Origin of the sequence: Rhizobium skierniewicense Ch11, from assembly GCF_023757665.1 — a bacterium.
Classification (GTDB): domain Bacteria; phylum Pseudomonadota; class Alphaproteobacteria; order Rhizobiales; family Rhizobiaceae; genus Agrobacterium; species Agrobacterium skierniewicense.
This window is the reverse complement of record NZ_RXPG01000007.1, coordinates 1-14,688: the sequence shown is the minus strand read 5'-3', so window position 1 is coordinate 14,688 and position 14,688 is coordinate 1. Positions and strand designations below refer to the sequence as shown.

Here is a 14,688-nt window from a genome sequence, read left to right as displayed (position 1 = left end):
CCTTACGTGACAACACGGTATAGGTTCGACTTCAGGCCCCAGACCACTGCTCGAAGTGTCTCCTGACGATTTTGTCCACCGACTGATAGCACATGCGGTTCGTATGGCCCCAAATCGGAGAACTCCGCATGAAGATGTGCAACCACCTTCGGATCGCCGAGGCTATCGCCCCCGCGAGCAGCACATCGCTCGACTGCTTCAGCGACAGTCGTGCGCAGTACAAGGTAATGAAGCGGCACGCCAAGCGCCTTGAATGCAGGTAGCCAGCTTGGCCGTACAACGCCATCAAGTACAACGAAATAGCCATGGCTGGCATAGCGTCCCGCCACATCGGCAGCGATCTGCATGATCATCCGATTTTGCCGAGCAGATTCCGGAAGCCAGGGATCAATACGACCTTGCTTGATGTAACCCCACAAGTCATCGGAGTGCAGATGCACCTTTGGCACTCCAGGCAGGAGCGCTAAAGCTTCGGCAATGGTGGTCTTGCCTGCGCCAGGATGGCCAGAGAGAATGAGAATGCGTCCTGCAATGTCGTCCATAACTTCGCTCCCGACTCCCGATCCTAACAGGGCTGCACCGTGGTTGTCACTCCAGCAGCGCTATGAGAAATCCGACCAGTAACACCCCGCCTTGGTGTGCCACACCGTTAACCTCAGCCTCAACATCGATGCCATCCATGAGTTGATCGCGCTTTCCCACCCGGTGACAAACCCGTAGCCGTTCGCCCATCCGTCCGCGCCGACAACAAAAAAACCGGTTGACATACACCACGTCGGCGCGCATTGTACCAATCGGTAAATATATTACCTATCGGTACAATTGACGCAAGGAGTTATTATGTCACGCCCTCCACTTCCACCTTTCACCCTTGAAACAGCAATCGAAAAAGTCCGCTTGGCCGAAGACGGCTGGAACACGCGCGATGCTGCCAAAGTCTCCATGGCCTACACGCTGGATACGCGTTGGCGTAACCGCGTCGAATTTGCGACAAATCGAGATGAAGCTCTGGCATTCCTCACACGCAAGTGGAACAAGGAGCACGAATACCGCCTTATCAAGGAACTTTGGGCCTTCACCGGTAATCGCATTGCAGTGCGCTACGCCTATGAATATGTGGATGACAGCGGGCGTTGGTTTCGCGCCTACGGGAACGAGAACTGGGAATTTTCAGAGGATGGACTGATGGCACACAGGCATGCGAGCATCAATGAAATGCCGATTGCTGACAGCGACCGCCTGTTCCATTGGCCGCTCGGTCGTCGGCCGGACGATCATCCCGGCCTCAGCGATCTGGGTCTGTAAACATGGCACGTATGGTCGCAGAAAGATCAGACACCATTGCTCCCTTGGCCGAAGTCTTTCGCGAATACGGCTATGAAGGCGCAAGCCTTGCTCTGATCGGCAAGGCGACGGGCCTTGGCAAGGGCAGCCTCTACCACTTCTTTCCCGGGGGTAAGGAAGAGATGGTGAAGGCTGTGCTGGCCGAAATCGAGGACTGGTTCGATAACGCCATCTATGCCCCATTGCGGGATGCGAGCGATGCAACCGCCGCCATCGACGCGATGCTCGATGGCGTCACCGACTATTTCAGATCCGGGAGCCGCGTTTGCCTCGTCGGTGCCCTGGCTGTTTCCAACACGCGAGACCGCTTCTCGCAAGCCATCCGCGGCTATTTCGTCCATTGGGTCGATGCCCTACAATCGGCTCTTGTGCGGCAAGGCAGGGATGACCTCCAAGCCCGCACCCTCGCCGAAGACGCCGTGCTGTCCATACAAGGCGCAATCGTTCTTTCGCGCGCGTTTGACGATCCAGTCGTCTTTCAACGTGCTATAGAGCAGGTTCGGGGGCGATTGGCGGCAGTCTGAACAATGCCGGCTCAAGGCATCCGCCCTGCGGCTTCAAGCGCCGATACGCGCATCGACAGACACCCCGATCCAAATACATCTTGACAGGCCTCCCATTCCAGCGCATCAATCGCGCCATGATCAACGCACGCGCACCCATGTCCTGCACGTATTTTTGGGCCTTCCTTTAAGGGCGGCTCGACAGATCAGTTTGTCAACGAGCCGCCGTCAGGCGGCTTTGTTGTTCTCAAGCGTCCTGACGGCACTCCACCAAGAACCCGAAGGACGAGATGATGAATGAAGACAGCCTTCTGACACTGCCCAGACCGCCCGTCGTGACCATTCGTGGTGCACGCAAGGCCGATCTGCCTGAACTGAACGAGATGATCACGCTTCTGGCCAGCCATCATGGCGATGCGGCGGCGATTACGGCTGCGAAGCTGGAACGCGATCTGTTTGGCCATGTCCCCTGGATCACGGCGCTGGTGGCCGAGGCCGAGGGCGAGCTCATCGGTTACGCCATTCTCGTGCCCCTCTACCGGGCGCAGGAAGGCAGGCGCGGCATGGAACTGCACCATTTGTTCGTGCGTGATGGCCACCGGGGCCATGGAACTGGCCAGCATCTGGTGGGGCGCGCACGCGATGTGGCCAAGCGCTGCGGCTGCGACTTCCTGTCCGTTGGTGCAGCCACCGGCAATTTCGCTGCGCATAAGTTCTACGAAAACATGGACTTCGTGCCACGTCCCGTCACCGGCATGCGCTTCATGCAGGCACTGGCGTAAACCCGAAATCCTGTGCGGCCCCGCTGCGGGTGGCATGCCCCATGCGAAATCTAGCTATTTCCCAATCGCGCAACTTTCGCTATGGTTGCAGCGAAACCGGACGTAACGGACCGGTCTTGGGGCATAGAAACCCCTCCATAGACGGTCGGTGTCGACCGTGATGACACCCCTCAGCCATAAGTTTTGTGGCTGAGGCGGTCTATTGTTGCTATATGCAACTCCTCCGCTTCTCATATGGCTGGGGAGGTCCTGACGTATGTTCAAGGCGCAAGCCTAAAGGTCAGGGCGGTCGTTCTATGGCGGCTTTCTAACTCCCCGGCCACCAGAGGTCCGTTTCCTCCGGTGGTCGATCTCCCGTTTCGACAGGATGGCCGGTTGCTGCGCATCGTTCGCGCGGGCACCGCGGCCAATGGGGAAATGCGATGGAATCCTACAGCTTCTTTGCCGATCTCTTACATACCTTCCGCATGATGTCCGATCAGGTGAAGGTGCTCGCGATCTACATGCCCTGCGTCTTCGCGCTGGGCTTTGCGGCACTTTACCTGCATCATTTGCGCAAGACCAATCCGCCGCTGTGGAAAGAGCCACAGCCCTACACGCTATTGCCTCCGGACACGGTAACGCGCCACGAGCCGGGCCTTCCAAGCCTTGAGCGCCTGCGCAGGCTGGATGACCGAATGGCCGAGATGAAAGTCGAGCGGGATCTGACGCGGCCATAGAACCGAATGGATGTCGTTATTCTGGCTGCGATTCGGGTCCCTTGGTGATGCGGCCCGCAAGGCAGCGTGCGCGTGGGGAACCGGTTGATATGGCAGTGGGTGTGGCTTACCCCCTCTGTCCTGCCGGACATCTCCCCCACAGGTGGGGAGATCGACTCGCGGTTGACTCTCCACATCTTAAATGCGCCAGATAGAATGGGTGAGCGAGCGCCCAGCCAATCTCCCTCCTTGTGGGGGAGATGTCCGGGAGGACAGAGGGGGTTGAGCTACGAATTCTGTCGTGTGCTGTGAGGACGTCCTCTGCCACGTCACATTCTATCGGCGCTGAAGACGGCCTCACCGAAGCCGATCCAGCACGACGCACGCGCGGGCGGTCCCCTCAACCACGTCGCCCGCTATTGCGCGTCTGACATCGCGGCTGTTGATGTGCAGGCTGCGGTTGAAGGGTAGCGCGAGACGGGCGATCTTGGCTGTGGCGGCGCTCAAGAAGGCGTCGCTGTTTTCCGCGAAGAATGCGAGGCAGGCCTCCCGGCCCGGTTCCTCTGCCAGAAGCGCCCTGAAGGCCAGCCGATGCATGGCGCAGGGCGCGCCATGACCGGGAACGGAAAAACGCAGGGCGTCGAGTTCATCGCTCCATTCCTCTGCGTTTTCACCACGTTGGGGCATGTTAGCGGGCAGTCTCGAAGCGCTTGAGGAACAGGCCGCTGAGTGAGCCAAGGATGAGCCAGAACACAAAGCTGGTGACGGTGGCGAGCACCACGAAACGACGCTCCAGCGGCAGAGGCGCCAGTGCATGTTCACCCTCCGGCGGCAGAGGCGCACCAACGATGTGCGGCGCAACGATGAGCGCCACCGCAAGGATGATGGCCCATGGTTCGTTGCGTTTGAAGGCCAGCAGGGCAATGCCGCCAGCCGTTGCCGCAACGGTCGCAATCCACCAGATCTGCCGTGCCTCGAGTGGAGCGGCGGGGCTTCCCGGCAGTTCCGGCGGCAGGCCAATCATGGGCGCCAGCATCACTGTAGCAAAGCCTGCAAGACCCCAGAACAGCCCCTCACGCCAGCCACCTTCGGAGCCGCGCAACGAGATAAGCGCCGTCAATACCAGCGCATAACCGATGGCTGTCAGCACATTGGCAGCAAGGGTATAGGCGTTGCGCTCGAAACCGTCGGCTGGCGTCCAGGCTTCGGCGTCATGGTGATGATCCGCAGGCGTTGCGGCATCGTGGCTATGGGCGGGTGCGGCGTCGCCACCGGCATTTTCATAGGTTTCGGCCTGAAGGATGAGCGGCGTCGTGCCGACAGCCTGCAGGGCGCTGACGGCAAGACCTGCAATCAGCCCCACCAGGATGGCGGTGAACACGATATTGCGGAAAAATGGCATGGGTTTCCTCCCCTCAATGGCACGGGAAGGCATTGGCGTGGCGCGTATCATGCGCCGCATTGTGCATGGCTTCGACATGCGAGAAGCCTACGAAACCGACGATGAACAGGCCAAGAGCTGCGGCTGTCAACGACTGTGCAATCTTCGATGTTTTGGTTGATACGGCTGATGTAGCCGTGTTCTGCTGGATAGACATGGTGACCCTTTCCTGTGCGGGTGGGCGCTATTGCGATCAAACGCCCGCGACCGCTTCAACATTCACCACGGGGAAAACAGACACATGGTTTTCAGGGCCGGACGAACCGACCTGCCAACCGTGCTTACCCGGACACCCCGCCGGTATTGACGACACTTCACGCAATGGCAGGTCTCCTGGCTCACGGGTCAAAACGCTGAAAACACCTTCCCGACACGTTCATGCCAGTGGCTTTTCGTTTTCGCGCTCACCGCTCACAGTTGCGGGGGCAGCCACGAATCAAGGCATTGGCCCCTATCGTGTTCCCTTTTCACTTTCCGGGCGAACCCGGAAAGACCATCACACAACCGTTATCCGGCGCGCGGGTGTTTGAGTCAATGGGAATTTACCGCGACGGAACGGCCTTGAGATAGGCGGCGATGGCATTGCGATCTTCGGCCGAAAGCCGCGCCATGTTCTGCTGGACCTTGACCATGGAGCCACCGGCGCTGTCGAAGTCCGGCGTGAAGCCCGTTTCCAGATAGCTGGCGATATCGGCCTGCGTCCACGCGCCGATGGTCTGGGAACCGGGGGTGATATTTGGGATGCGCCCCTCGCCTTCGGGGTTGGGGCCACCCGCCAGCCATTGATCTTTCACGAACCCGCCCAGCGCATCGCGCGGGGTATGGCACTCGCCGCAATGGCCGGGGCCTTCCACCAGATATTGGCCGCGCACGACGGCCGCATCTGCATTGGCAAGCTCGACCCGTGGCTGACCCTTGTCGAAATACAGGAACTTCCAACCACCGAGGCTGAGGCGGATATTGAAGGGGAACGGCAGGTCATGGCCGGGCGCGTCATTGCTGCTGGCAGGCAGGGTCTTGAGATACGCGAAGAGGTCGTTGATGTCAGGCGGCGTCATCCGCGCATAGGACGCATAGGGAAAGGACGGATAGAGATGTTCGCCGTTCTTGCCGACACCGCGCGTCATGGCATCACCGAACTGCGCGACGGTCCAGCTACCGATGCCATGCTGCGGATCGGGAGAGATATTGGGCATGTGGAACGTGCCGAAGGGGCTTGGCAGCGCCTGGCCGCCGGACAGCGTCTTCAGCGCATCGCCGGTGGCATTTGGCGCGGCGTGACAGCTTGCGCAGCCGCCCGCCCAGAACAGCGTTTCACCATTGGCAAGGTTGGGTTCGCCCAGATTGGCCCAGTGGCTCGGCGACTGGCGCTCCGGCGCTGTGACCCACAGGAAGATGCCCAACCCTGCGGCCCCGGCAACAACAGCACCGCCCGCCAGCTTTGCCCAGATGGACGCCATTGCCGTCTCCGTTCATGGAATGATCGCAAGAAAAGGCCCGCCAGACGACCGGCGGACCGCTGCACAGTTTACTTTTTAACGCGGTAGGCCTGGTGACAGCTGCTGCAATCGGCACCCAGCGTCTTCAAGGCAGCACCCACACTGGCCTGGTCGGTCGGCAACTGTGCGAGAACCGTGTCGGCGTCCGTGCCGAGCTTTTCGGACTTCGCCTTGAAGTCCGCGAAGTTTTGCCAGATCGCAGGAGATGCCGCGCCGCCTTCAGAACCGGCCGGGAACTGATCCGGGAAAGCCTTCGCATTGGCGCTGATGGTTGTCACAGCGGTTTTGACGGTGGCCGCGTCATAGGGCTTTTCACCCTTTGCGATGGCACCCAGAGCACCCATGGCGCCGCCGATACCCTTCATCAGGCCTTCGCGCTTTTCAACTTCGCCAGCTGCGGAAACCGCACCGGCGCACAGACAGCCTATCATTATGGAAGCGGCAATGGTTCTAAGCTTCATCATCTCTCTCCTGGGTCCGCGCAGCGGCGGGGTGTATGCTTGGTATCGTCCCTGATCCTTATCGCAAAACAGGACACACTTTTGGGACACGTTTTAAGAACGAAGAGAAGATGCCTGCTCCACATGGCAAAAAGAAGTCACATTCCGGTGATTTCCAGAGCGAAATCAAATATATAAAGTCTCCTTCCGCAGTCTGCTTTTATCCGCTTCGAAACAGGGAGTGGTTTGTGTCAGCAGAGACTGAAAGCGCCAATGTGCGGCTTTCTTCCCGGCCGAAGCCTTTGATCTCGATGCGATGCTCATAGATATCGGCGATGGCGAACGTGTTTTGGCTTTGCGTATCCACCATGCCCTTGACGTTGACGAAATGCGTATGGCCGAGTTGCGCATAGTTGCCCTTGTGATTGTGGCCACAAAACCAGGCCTTTGCGCTCGGATGCGCCATCAACAGATCCAGAATTTCCGGGGCATCCCACATGTTGTGAGAGTCCTGCGGATAGAGCGGATAGTGGCAGAACAGGATGGCCCGCTCTCCCGACGCATCGGCGGCGTCCAGCGTTTTGGCAAGCCACTCCCGTTGCCCATCGCTGAAGGACGCGTTCCACCTGTGGGCGTTGATGGCACCAGCCTCTTGCAGAGCGGCCAGTCTCTTTTCGGCCAGATCGCGGCGAGGATCGCCCACGGGCGGGGCAAACAGGCTGACATCATTGCCATCCAGCACCACGAAACGGACTTTGCCGATGGCGAAGTCGTACCAGGGAGACGGCATGGCGAGACGTCTATGGATTTCGGTCAAATGCTCGGGCGCCACCGCGAAATCGTGATTTCCGGGCAGAAGAATCGAACGATGCCTGAGCCTGTCATAACAGCTTAAAACCGCGTCGAAATTGTCCCAGCCATGGTCGATGATATCGCCCAGAGTGACGACAAAAGCGAGATCGTGGGCGTTGAACACGTCGATCGCTTCAGTCAGCTTGCCCGGGCTTTGTGCGTAGTAGCGATCCATGTCCGGGCGCGGCGCAACGTCGGCATATTGCGGATCGGCGACGATGCCGAAGGAGAAAAGGGGTGCGGATATGTCTGTCATGATGACCGCATAGGCCGGGCGAATGACACCCATATGACAGAACGAAAACACCCGGCGCATGGCCGGGTGTGTCGTATTCTTCAGACCGTGACGCTTACTTGGAAGCGGCCTCGTAGCGCTCCAGAACGTAATCCCAGTTGATGAGATTATCGACGAAAGCTTCGAGGTACTTTGGACGCAGGTTCTTGTAGTCGACATAGTAGGAGTGTTCCCACACATCGACGCCCAGAATAGGCTCTGCGCCGTGCACCAGCGGATTTTCGCCATTTGGTGTCTTGGAAATTTCAAGCTTGCCGTCCTTGACCGACAGCCATGCCCAGCCGGAGCCGAACTGCGTGGTGCCCGCGGCGATGAAATCCGTCTTGAACTTGTCGTAGCCGCCCAGATCAGACGCGAAAGCCTGCCCCAGCTTGCCTGGCAGCTTGTTGCCGCCGCCATCCTTTTTCATCCACTTCCAGAAGTGGACGTGGTTGTAATGCTGGGCGGCGTTGTTGAACAGGCCAGCATGCGTTCCGAAGGACTTCTTGACCACGTCTTCCAGCGAAAGATCTGCAAGACCGGCTTCAGCCGCGAGCTTGTTGCCGTTGTCGACATAGGCCTTGTGGTGCTTGTCGTGGTGCAACTCAAGGGTTTCGCGCGACATATAAGGCGCCAGCGCATCGTAATCGTAAGGCAGTGCGGGAAGTTCGAAGGCCATGGTGTTACTCCTTGTTGCAGCGGCGTGACCGCTCCTAGAAACCTGGTGCGCGGACCATAAGAGCGGACGTCATCAGAGGCAACCGGTGAAATATCAAAATGTTCCGGTAACGGAGAAAATTCCTCTCATAACCATGGCCGAACACGCTGCACCTCTGCCGTGGAGTACCGCTTGAAGAAAATCCGTTCGGTACGCGTCAGGGCGTCAGATTGCTGGCTTGAAACGCGGCGTCGTATCCGCCTCACCCAGCGGGCGTTGCATCAGGACGATATCCAGCCAGCGCCCGTGCTTCCAGCCGACGGATTTCAGGGTTCCGACCATTTCGAAACCGGCGGTGCGGTGAACGCCGATGGAAGCAGCATTGTCGGCGTCTCCCACGACCGCGACCATCTGGCGAAAACCGCGCACCGTCGCCTCCTCGATCAGCGTCAACAACAGCGTCTTGCCGATGCCGAGGCCCTTGCGCTCAGGATCGACATAGATGGAATCCTCGACGGTAGCGCCATAGGCAGGCCGTGCGCGGTGGGGGCCGGCATAGGCATAACCAGCGACGGCGCCTTCCACTTCCGCCACCACATAGGGAAAACCACCCGCCATCAATGTACGCCTCCGTTCGATCATGGTCTCGACGGAGGGCGGCTCGATTTCGAAGCTGGCCGTGCCGTGCACCACCGCATGGCGGTAGATGTCAGTAATGGCGGCGATATCGCCCTCTGCGCACGGGCGAATGGTAACGACGGGTCTGGTCTGGGAAGGCATGTCTATGTCCTGAGCAATTTGGTCGATACTGTGCACGTTGCACACGCCGTTTCAAATCGAAATCAACGCTTCATCCATCCGTCAACAGCTTGATCGCGATGAGCCACATGGTCAGCGCGATGACGCCTTCCAGCACCCGCCAACTTTGCGGATTGGCGAAAATGGGACGTAGCCAGCGCGCGCCGTAACCCAGACTAAAGAAAAACAGGAAGGATGCGGTGACCGCACCGGCCCAGAACGATGTTTCCGAGCCAGGAAACTGTGTGGATATGGTGCCCAGAAGGACGACCGTGTCGAGATAGACGTGCGGATTGAGCCATGTCAGCGCAAGGCAGGTGGCAAGGATCGATCCGAGCGAGGCGGCAGTGCCGGATGCCGCGACAAGGGCATTGGCAGGGCCAAGCGCAGACTTCAGGCTTTTTGCACCGTACCAGAACAGGAAGGCCGCACCGGCATAGCGCATGGCCGGTTCCAGCGCAGGCAGGATGGCCGCAATCTGGCGAAAGGCCGTCACGCCGACGGTGATCAGAATGGCGTCCGACACTGCGCAGGTCAGCACGACGGCCGCCACGTGTTCGCCTCGCAGCCCCTGCCGCAGAACGAAAGCATTCTGCGCGCCGATGGCAACAATCAGCGTCAGCCCCATCGTCAAGCCCGTCACATACGTCGAGAAATCCATAAACCTGCCCCTGTTTCAGGCTTTGAATAGGCGGCTCGCATGGGTTAATCCAGTTAATGATTCTTATGTCGATTAAGGTAGGCTAACTTCATGCTTGATTACGCAGCCCTTCGCGCTGTTTCTCTCGTCGTACAGACCGGCAGCTTCGAAAAGGCGGCTCTCGCGCTGAATGTGACACCGTCTGCGATCTCCCAGCGCGTCAAACAGCTGGAAGAACGGCTGGGCGTGGTGCTGATCCTGCGTGGCAATCCCTGTACGGCAACCGAGAAGGGAGAGTGGGTCTGCCGACACATGGAGCATGTGGGCATGCTCGAGACCGAACTGTTCGGCCAGTTGCCAGCCCTTATTGCGCCGGGCGAGCCGGGGCAGAGGGTCACCCTTCATATCGCCACCAATGCAGACAGCCTCGGCACGTGGTTTCTGAAGGCCGTGTCGAGCTTTGCCACAGAACGGGATTATCTGCTGAACATTGCCGTTGACGATCAGGACCATACGGCGGAGTGGCTCCAGCGTGGACGGGTTCTGGCAGCCGTCACCAGCCTGGACAAGCCTGTCCAGGGATGCCGCGTGACACCACTCGGGTCGCTGCGATATCTTGCAACAGCCAGCCAACCGTTCATGACCCGCCATTTTGCCGGTGGCGTAACCGAAGCGCGGCTTTCGCAAGCGCCTGCCCTCACCTTCAACCAGAAGGACCGGCTGCAGCATGTCTGGGCCTCAAAAGTGTTTGGTGCGCCCGTCGTTCACCCCACCCACTGGCTTCCCTCCACGCAGAGTTTCGTGGATGCGGCTCTGCTGGGCATGGGCTGGGGCATGAACCCCGATCTGCTGGTGCGGGACCACCTGGCATCCGGCGCTTTGGTGGAACTGGTGGCGGGAACGCCGTTGGATATCCCGCTGTTCTGGCAGGTCAACCGGCTTGCATCCGACAGGCTGAAGCCGTTGACGCAAGCGGTGGTGGATGCGGCACGGGGCGTGTTGGTGCAGTAGGTTCGTGGCGTGGGTTGGGGTCAGGTTTGCGGCTCGACCCCTCACCTGGAAAATCGACGACTTAGCTTTCAGCCAAGATCGTGATTTTATCTCCTCTCCCACAGGGGTAGAGGTAAACACGCCACGAGCACGGCGCTCTCACTCTACCCTTGCAGGAAATATAGCGATTTCAAAATCTTAGCTGTTCTCAAGTGTTAGAAATCGCACGTGAGGGGTCCAGCCCAAACGTCAACGCCTTCGGCCTCACTCCGCCTCAACGTTCGCAGAGGCCGACCATTCCATATACAGGTCCAGCGCCTTGCGCGCGACGGGACCGGCCTGCAATTCGCGGTCATCCAGCTTGGTGACAGGAGAGACCTTGGAATAGTTGCCCGAGCAGAAAATCTCGTCGGCTTCGCGGAAATCCTGGACCGAAAGCGTGGCTTCGCGCACGTCGAAGCCTGCCTGGCGCAAAAGGCCCATGACGCGGGAGCGGGTGATGCCGGCAAGAAACGTGCGGTTGGGGACGGGCGTGAAGACGACGCCGTCCTTGACCATGAAGACATTGGCAGATGATGTTTCCGCGACATTGCCGTTCATATCCAGCATCAGCGCACCGCCAAAGCCACGCGAACGGGCTTCCAGAATGGCGCGTCCGCTGTTGGGATAGAGGCTACCGGCCTTGGCATCGGTCATGGCCGTTTCCGGCGACGGGCGGCGAAGAGACGAGACGGTCAGCGTGACGGGGGCGCCCGCATCCATCGGCGCTTCGAACAGGCACAGCGCAAAGCGGGTGGAGGCAGCGTCAGGTGCTACGATACTGCCGGGCATGCCGTGTTCGGCCCAGTACATCGGCTTGATGTAGATCGCGACCTTGCCATCGAATTTCGTCACGCCTTCCAGCGCGAGCTTTTCGATCTCTTCCGGCGTCATGGTGGGTTTCATGCCCATGCTGACGGCCGAGCGATTGACGCGCTGGCAGTGCTGATCCAGATCCGGTGCCAGCCCGTTGAACCAGCGCGCGCCATCGAACACCGTGGATGCCAGCCACATGGCATGCGACGTCGGACCGATCAGCGGCGGGTTGCCGGGAAGCCACTGACCATCGACATAGGTCCAGGTGGGGGAACGGGGTGCTGTATCGACGGACATGACATTCTCCTTATGCAATCGCCGGAATGAATGCTGCCGCGCCTTTGACGTCAAGACCAAAATCCGTCCATTTCCGGTTTTGATGGAAAGTTACGGGAAGACAGCCATTTCCAAGGATTTTATTGCGCGATGCGCCAATGGCGTCGATGGATGCATCACATTTTTTGATGGCTGACCGTCTGGATGGTGGCTGGTCGCCATGCGATATTCGCCCCGGATAAAGGAGTGCGATATGGCCTGGTCTGCGCAGCAATATCTGAAATTCGAGGACGAACGGACCCGCCCTGCCCGCGATCTGCTGGCGCAGGTGCCACTGGAGCGTTTGACCGCGGGTTACGATCTGGGTTGCGGACCCGGAAATTCCACCGAGCTTCTGGCGGAGCGCTATGGCGTCAATGTCATCACCGGCATCGACAGCGATGCCGACATGCTGGAAAAGGCGCGGCTACGGCTGCCCCACACCCAGTTTCAGCGGGCTGATCTGGCCACCTGGCGCCCTCGGCAAAAGGCGGACCTTTTCTACGCCAATGCTGTCTTCCAATGGCTGCCGGACCATATCGACATTCTGGAAGCGCTGATGGATCACCTCAAGCCGGGTGGGGTGCTGGCCGTACAGATGCCCGATAATCTGGACGAACCGACGCATTTGGCCATGGAGGAAACCGGGGCGGCCGGACCATGGAAAGCAGCATTCGAAGGCAGCAAACTGCGCCGCCAGCCTCTGCCCTCACCGGCCACCTACTTTGACAGGCTTTCCCCAAAATCGGCCCGGGTGGATGTTTGGCACAGCATCTACAACCACCCCATGAAAAATGCGGAGGCGATTGTCGAGTGGGTCAAGGGCACGGGTCTTCGCCCTTATCTGAACGCGGCGGGCGAGGAACACCGTGCGGCTTTTCTGGCCGATTATCTGACCCGCGTCGATGCCGCCTATCCGCCGATGGCAGACGGACAGCGTCTGCTGCGTTTTCCAAGGTTGTTCATTGTCGCCGTCAAACGTTAGAAATGGATGCCTGCAGGTCATCTTTCGCACGTTCCAGCACGACATGAACGATGCCGTATATTCTATCGATTCCAATAGATTGACGGAATAACTTCACCAGATATTAGTTATCTGTCGAAACCAGTCTTCAATCTTGCCCCTGTATAGTCAAGGCAACTCTATTGCTGGGGCAAGACGTGCAACATTTTTGGCAGGAAAAATCGGGTAATTTTGGTATTTTGACCGCTCTCATGGTGGTCCCGATTTTCGGGACCGCGGGTGTTGCGCTCGATATCAACCAGGCGATGGCGGTAAAGGCAGACCTCCAGAACGCGGCCGACGCCGCGGCGCTGGCGTCCGTGGCGAAAGCATCGAAGGAAGTCGAGGCCGCACGCAAAATGGCAGGTAATGGCAGAATCGAAATCGCCAATGCCGATGCTCTCAGCTTTTTCAAAAGCGATGCCGTTGGTCGTGATGATTTTGATGTGGAATCCGTCAAGGTCTATGTCGAGAAGGTTGGCAACAGCGTCCAGGCAGCTGTGAGCTTCGAAGCCACGGTCCAGACATCGCTGACCCGCATTCTCGGCAAGGACTTCGTGACCGTTTCCGGCAAGGCGACGGCAAAGTACGAAACCGAGACCTATAGTGATTTCTACCTGCTGCTGGACAACACGCCGTCCATGGGTGTCGGTGCGACCCCGGCGGATGTGAAGACGATGATGGACAACACCAAGGACAAATGCGCCTTTGCCTGTCACGTGGTCAGCGCAGATGGTGTCGATGACCAGAACAGCTATTATCACCTCGCCAGGAAACTCGGCGTGACCACCCGCATCAATGTGGTGGCACAGGCCACAGCCGCGTTGATGGACACGGCAACCTCGCTGCGCAAGACAAGCGATCAATATCGCATGGCGGTCTATACATTCGGCGAAAGGGCACCGGACGCCAAGCTGACTGAAGTCGTGCCGCTGACGAGCAATCTGGCAAATGCCAAGAAAAAGGCTGCGACCATTGACCTGATGTCGGCCCTTTCCAAGAAGAACGCCGAAAGTCAGTTGACGGACTTCGACAAGACATTGACCGACCTTGGCAACAGTATGGGAACCGTCGGCAACGGCACAAGCTCTGCTTCGCCGGACAAGGTCGTGTTCTTCGTATCCGACGGCGTGGGTGACAGCAACAAGCCGTCCAGTTGTACCAAGAAGGTCAATAATGGGCGCTGCCAGGAGCCGATCGATGTCAGGTTCTGCACGGCGCTGAAAGAAAAGGGTTACAGAATCGCGGTGCTCTACACCACCTATCTGCCCCTGCCGGAGGACACTTGGTACAATGACTGGATCAGCCCGTTCCAATCGCAGATCAGCACCAGAATGCAGGAATGCGCAACGCCTGGTCTCTATTTCGAAGTCAGCCCGACGGAGGGCATCAGCGATGCCATGGCGGCTCTGTTCAAACGCATCATCACCTCGCCGCGCTTGACGAGTTGAGAGCAGCACAGCTGGTTTGACTGGCAAACATTCAATGGAAACAACGATGCGGGCCTTGGTGCCCGCATTCAGACTGCTGACAAACCCGCCGATTTTTGTCGGTGGGTTTTTGCGTTTTTGGGCTTCTCGTTCAGGTGGTGTTTTC

Annotated in this window: 18 protein-coding genes and 1 riboswitch; of the genes, 7 read left to right on the top strand and 11 right to left on the bottom strand. The window is 58.9% G+C overall.

What is annotated here, in order from left to right:
• Positions 1-2: 2 nt before the first annotated feature.
• On the bottom strand, positions 3-542 hold the full coding sequence (locus EKM04_RS06915) for an AAA family ATPase (protein WP_183897149.1): 540 nt from the start codon (positions 540-542) through the stop codon (positions 3-5).
• A 298-nt stretch (positions 543-840) separates the two neighbouring features.
• Here EKM04_RS06915 and EKM04_RS06910 point away from each other — a divergent pair, with 298 nt between their 5' ends.
• The 4 genes from EKM04_RS06910 to EKM04_RS06895 all read left to right on the top strand — a co-directional run bounded on the left by EKM04_RS06910 (position 841) and on the right by EKM04_RS06895 (position 3,348).
• Positions 841-1,305 (top strand): nuclear transport factor 2 family protein, encoded by a 465-nt coding sequence (locus EKM04_RS06910; protein WP_183897150.1) that lies wholly within the window; start codon positions 841-843, stop codon positions 1,303-1,305.
• A 2-nt stretch (positions 1,306-1,307) separates the two neighbouring features.
• On the top strand, positions 1,308-1,868 hold the full coding sequence (locus tag EKM04_RS06905) for a TetR/AcrR family transcriptional regulator (RefSeq protein ID WP_183897151.1): 561 nt from the start codon (positions 1,308-1,310) through the stop codon (positions 1,866-1,868).
• A gap of 272 nt (positions 1,869-2,140) precedes the next feature.
• Positions 2,141-2,629: a GNAT family N-acetyltransferase gene (locus EKM04_RS06900; protein ID WP_183897152.1), complete on the top strand. Its 489-nt coding sequence runs from the start codon at positions 2,141-2,143 to the stop codon at positions 2,627-2,629.
• A gap of 422 nt (positions 2,630-3,051) precedes the next feature.
• Positions 3,052-3,348, top strand: a complete 297-nt coding sequence (locus tag EKM04_RS06895; RefSeq protein WP_183897153.1) for a hypothetical protein — start codon at positions 3,052-3,054, stop codon at positions 3,346-3,348.
• A 336-nt stretch (positions 3,349-3,684) separates the two neighbouring features.
• Here the strand turns inward: EKM04_RS06895 and EKM04_RS06890 are convergent, their stop codons facing one another.
• The 9 genes from EKM04_RS06890 to EKM04_RS06850 all read right to left on the bottom strand — a co-directional run bounded on the left by EKM04_RS06890 (position 3,685) and on the right by EKM04_RS06850 (position 9,950).
• Positions 3,685-4,014, bottom strand: coding sequence for a hypothetical protein (locus tag EKM04_RS06890; protein WP_183897154.1), 330 nt, complete (start codon positions 4,012-4,014; stop codon positions 3,685-3,687).
• Position 4,015: 1 nt separating this feature from the next.
• The gene (locus EKM04_RS06885) at positions 4,016-4,729 is read right to left on the bottom strand and encodes a CbtA family protein (protein WP_183897155.1); all 714 of its coding nucleotides are present in this window, start codon (positions 4,727-4,729) and stop codon (positions 4,016-4,018) included.
• A gap of 13 nt (positions 4,730-4,742) precedes the next feature.
• The gene (locus EKM04_RS06880; RefSeq protein WP_174152379.1) at positions 4,743-4,925 is read right to left on the bottom strand and encodes a CbtB domain-containing protein; all 183 of its coding nucleotides are present in this window, start codon (positions 4,923-4,925) and stop codon (positions 4,743-4,745) included.
• 149 nt (positions 4,926-5,074) lie between these two features.
• Positions 5,075-5,281: riboswitch (cobalamin riboswitch) on the bottom strand.
• Positions 5,282-5,310: 29 nt separating this feature from the next.
• A complete protein-coding gene (locus EKM04_RS06875; protein ID WP_183897156.1) occupies positions 5,311-6,228 on the bottom strand; it encodes a cytochrome c in 918 nt (305 codons plus the stop codon).
• A 68-nt stretch (positions 6,229-6,296) separates the two neighbouring features.
• Positions 6,297-6,728 carry a c-type cytochrome gene (locus EKM04_RS06870; RefSeq protein WP_174152377.1) on the bottom strand — a complete coding sequence of 144 codons (432 nt, stop codon included), beginning with the start codon at positions 6,726-6,728 and terminating at the stop codon, positions 6,297-6,299.
• Positions 6,729-6,927: 199 nt separating this feature from the next.
• The gene (locus EKM04_RS06865; protein ID WP_183897181.1) at positions 6,928-7,815 is read right to left on the bottom strand and encodes a metallophosphoesterase; all 888 of its coding nucleotides are present in this window, start codon (positions 7,813-7,815) and stop codon (positions 6,928-6,930) included.
• 94 nt (positions 7,816-7,909) lie between these two features.
• A complete protein-coding gene (locus tag EKM04_RS06860) occupies positions 7,910-8,512 on the bottom strand; it encodes a superoxide dismutase (RefSeq protein WP_183897157.1) in 603 nt (200 codons plus the stop codon).
• Positions 8,513-8,716: 204 nt separating this feature from the next.
• Positions 8,717-9,271, bottom strand: a complete 555-nt coding sequence (locus EKM04_RS06855) for a GNAT family N-acetyltransferase (protein WP_183897158.1) — start codon at positions 9,269-9,271, stop codon at positions 8,717-8,719.
• Positions 9,272-9,341: 70 nt separating this feature from the next.
• Positions 9,342-9,950 (bottom strand): LysE/ArgO family amino acid transporter, encoded by a 609-nt coding sequence (locus EKM04_RS06850; protein WP_183897159.1) that lies wholly within the window; start codon positions 9,948-9,950, stop codon positions 9,342-9,344.
• A 90-nt stretch (positions 9,951-10,040) separates the two neighbouring features.
• Between EKM04_RS06850 and EKM04_RS06845 the strand changes: the two genes are divergently transcribed.
• On the top strand, positions 10,041-10,940 hold the full coding sequence (locus EKM04_RS06845) for a LysR family transcriptional regulator ArgP (RefSeq protein WP_183897160.1): 900 nt from the start codon (positions 10,041-10,043) through the stop codon (positions 10,938-10,940).
• A 243-nt stretch (positions 10,941-11,183) separates the two neighbouring features.
• Here EKM04_RS06845 and EKM04_RS06840 read toward each other — a convergent pair whose 3' ends face one another.
• A complete protein-coding gene (locus tag EKM04_RS06840) occupies positions 11,184-12,071 on the bottom strand; it encodes a branched-chain amino acid aminotransferase (protein WP_174152372.1) in 888 nt (295 codons plus the stop codon).
• A 232-nt stretch (positions 12,072-12,303) separates the two neighbouring features.
• Here EKM04_RS06840 and tam point away from each other — a divergent pair, with 232 nt between their 5' ends.
• Together tam and EKM04_RS06830 are read left to right on the top strand one after the other, a co-directional pair.
• Positions 12,304-13,074: a trans-aconitate 2-methyltransferase gene (gene tam / locus EKM04_RS06835; RefSeq protein WP_183897161.1), complete on the top strand. Its 771-nt coding sequence runs from the start codon at positions 12,304-12,306 to the stop codon at positions 13,072-13,074.
• 176 nt (positions 13,075-13,250) lie between these two features.
• Positions 13,251-14,543 (top strand): pilus assembly protein TadG-related protein, encoded by a 1,293-nt coding sequence (locus tag EKM04_RS06830; protein WP_183897162.1) that lies wholly within the window; start codon positions 13,251-13,253, stop codon positions 14,541-14,543.
• The last annotated feature ends 145 nt before the right edge of the window (positions 14,544-14,688 follow it).

Excerpts from the sequence above, each read along its gene's own strand:
- EKM04_RS06915 (WP_183897149.1), bottom strand. The coding sequence starts at position 542 with ATGGACGACATTGCAGGACGCATTCTCATTCTCTCTGGCCATCCTGGC.
- EKM04_RS06910 (WP_183897150.1), top strand. The coding sequence starts at position 841 with ATGTCACGCCCTCCACTTCCACCTTTCACCCTTGAAACAGCAATCGAA.
- EKM04_RS06905 (WP_183897151.1), top strand. The coding sequence starts at position 1,308 with ATGGCACGTATGGTCGCAGAAAGATCAGACACCATTGCTCCCTTGGCC.
- EKM04_RS06900 (WP_183897152.1), top strand. The coding sequence starts at position 2,141 with ATGAATGAAGACAGCCTTCTGACACTGCCCAGACCGCCCGTCGTGACC.
- EKM04_RS06895 (WP_183897153.1), top strand. The coding sequence starts at position 3,052 with ATGGAATCCTACAGCTTCTTTGCCGATCTCTTACATACCTTCCGCATG.
- EKM04_RS06890 (WP_183897154.1), bottom strand. The coding sequence starts at position 4,014 with ATGCCCCAACGTGGTGAAAACGCAGAGGAATGGAGCGATGAACTCGAC.
- EKM04_RS06885 (WP_183897155.1), bottom strand. The coding sequence starts at position 4,729 with ATGCCATTTTTCCGCAATATCGTGTTCACCGCCATCCTGGTGGGGCTG.
- EKM04_RS06880 (WP_174152379.1), bottom strand. The coding sequence starts at position 4,925 with ATGTCTATCCAGCAGAACACGGCTACATCAGCCGTATCAACCAAAACA.
- EKM04_RS06875 (WP_183897156.1), bottom strand. The coding sequence starts at position 6,228 with ATGGCGTCCATCTGGGCAAAGCTGGCGGGCGGTGCTGTTGTTGCCGGG.
- EKM04_RS06870 (WP_174152377.1), bottom strand. The coding sequence starts at position 6,728 with ATGAAGCTTAGAACCATTGCCGCTTCCATAATGATAGGCTGTCTGTGC.
- EKM04_RS06865 (WP_183897181.1), bottom strand. The coding sequence starts at position 7,815 with ATGACAGACATATCCGCACCCCTTTTCTCCTTCGGCATCGTCGCCGAT.
- EKM04_RS06860 (WP_183897157.1), bottom strand. The coding sequence starts at position 8,512 with ATGGCCTTCGAACTTCCCGCACTGCCTTACGATTACGATGCGCTGGCG.
- EKM04_RS06855 (WP_183897158.1), bottom strand. The coding sequence starts at position 9,271 with ATGCCTTCCCAGACCAGACCCGTCGTTACCATTCGCCCGTGCGCAGAG.
- EKM04_RS06850 (WP_183897159.1), bottom strand. The coding sequence starts at position 9,950 with ATGGATTTCTCGACGTATGTGACGGGCTTGACGATGGGGCTGACGCTG.
- EKM04_RS06845 (WP_183897160.1), top strand. The coding sequence starts at position 10,041 with ATGCTTGATTACGCAGCCCTTCGCGCTGTTTCTCTCGTCGTACAGACC.
- EKM04_RS06840 (WP_174152372.1), bottom strand. The coding sequence starts at position 12,071 with ATGTCCGTCGATACAGCACCCCGTTCCCCCACCTGGACCTATGTCGAT.
- tam (WP_183897161.1), top strand. The coding sequence starts at position 12,304 with ATGGCCTGGTCTGCGCAGCAATATCTGAAATTCGAGGACGAACGGACC.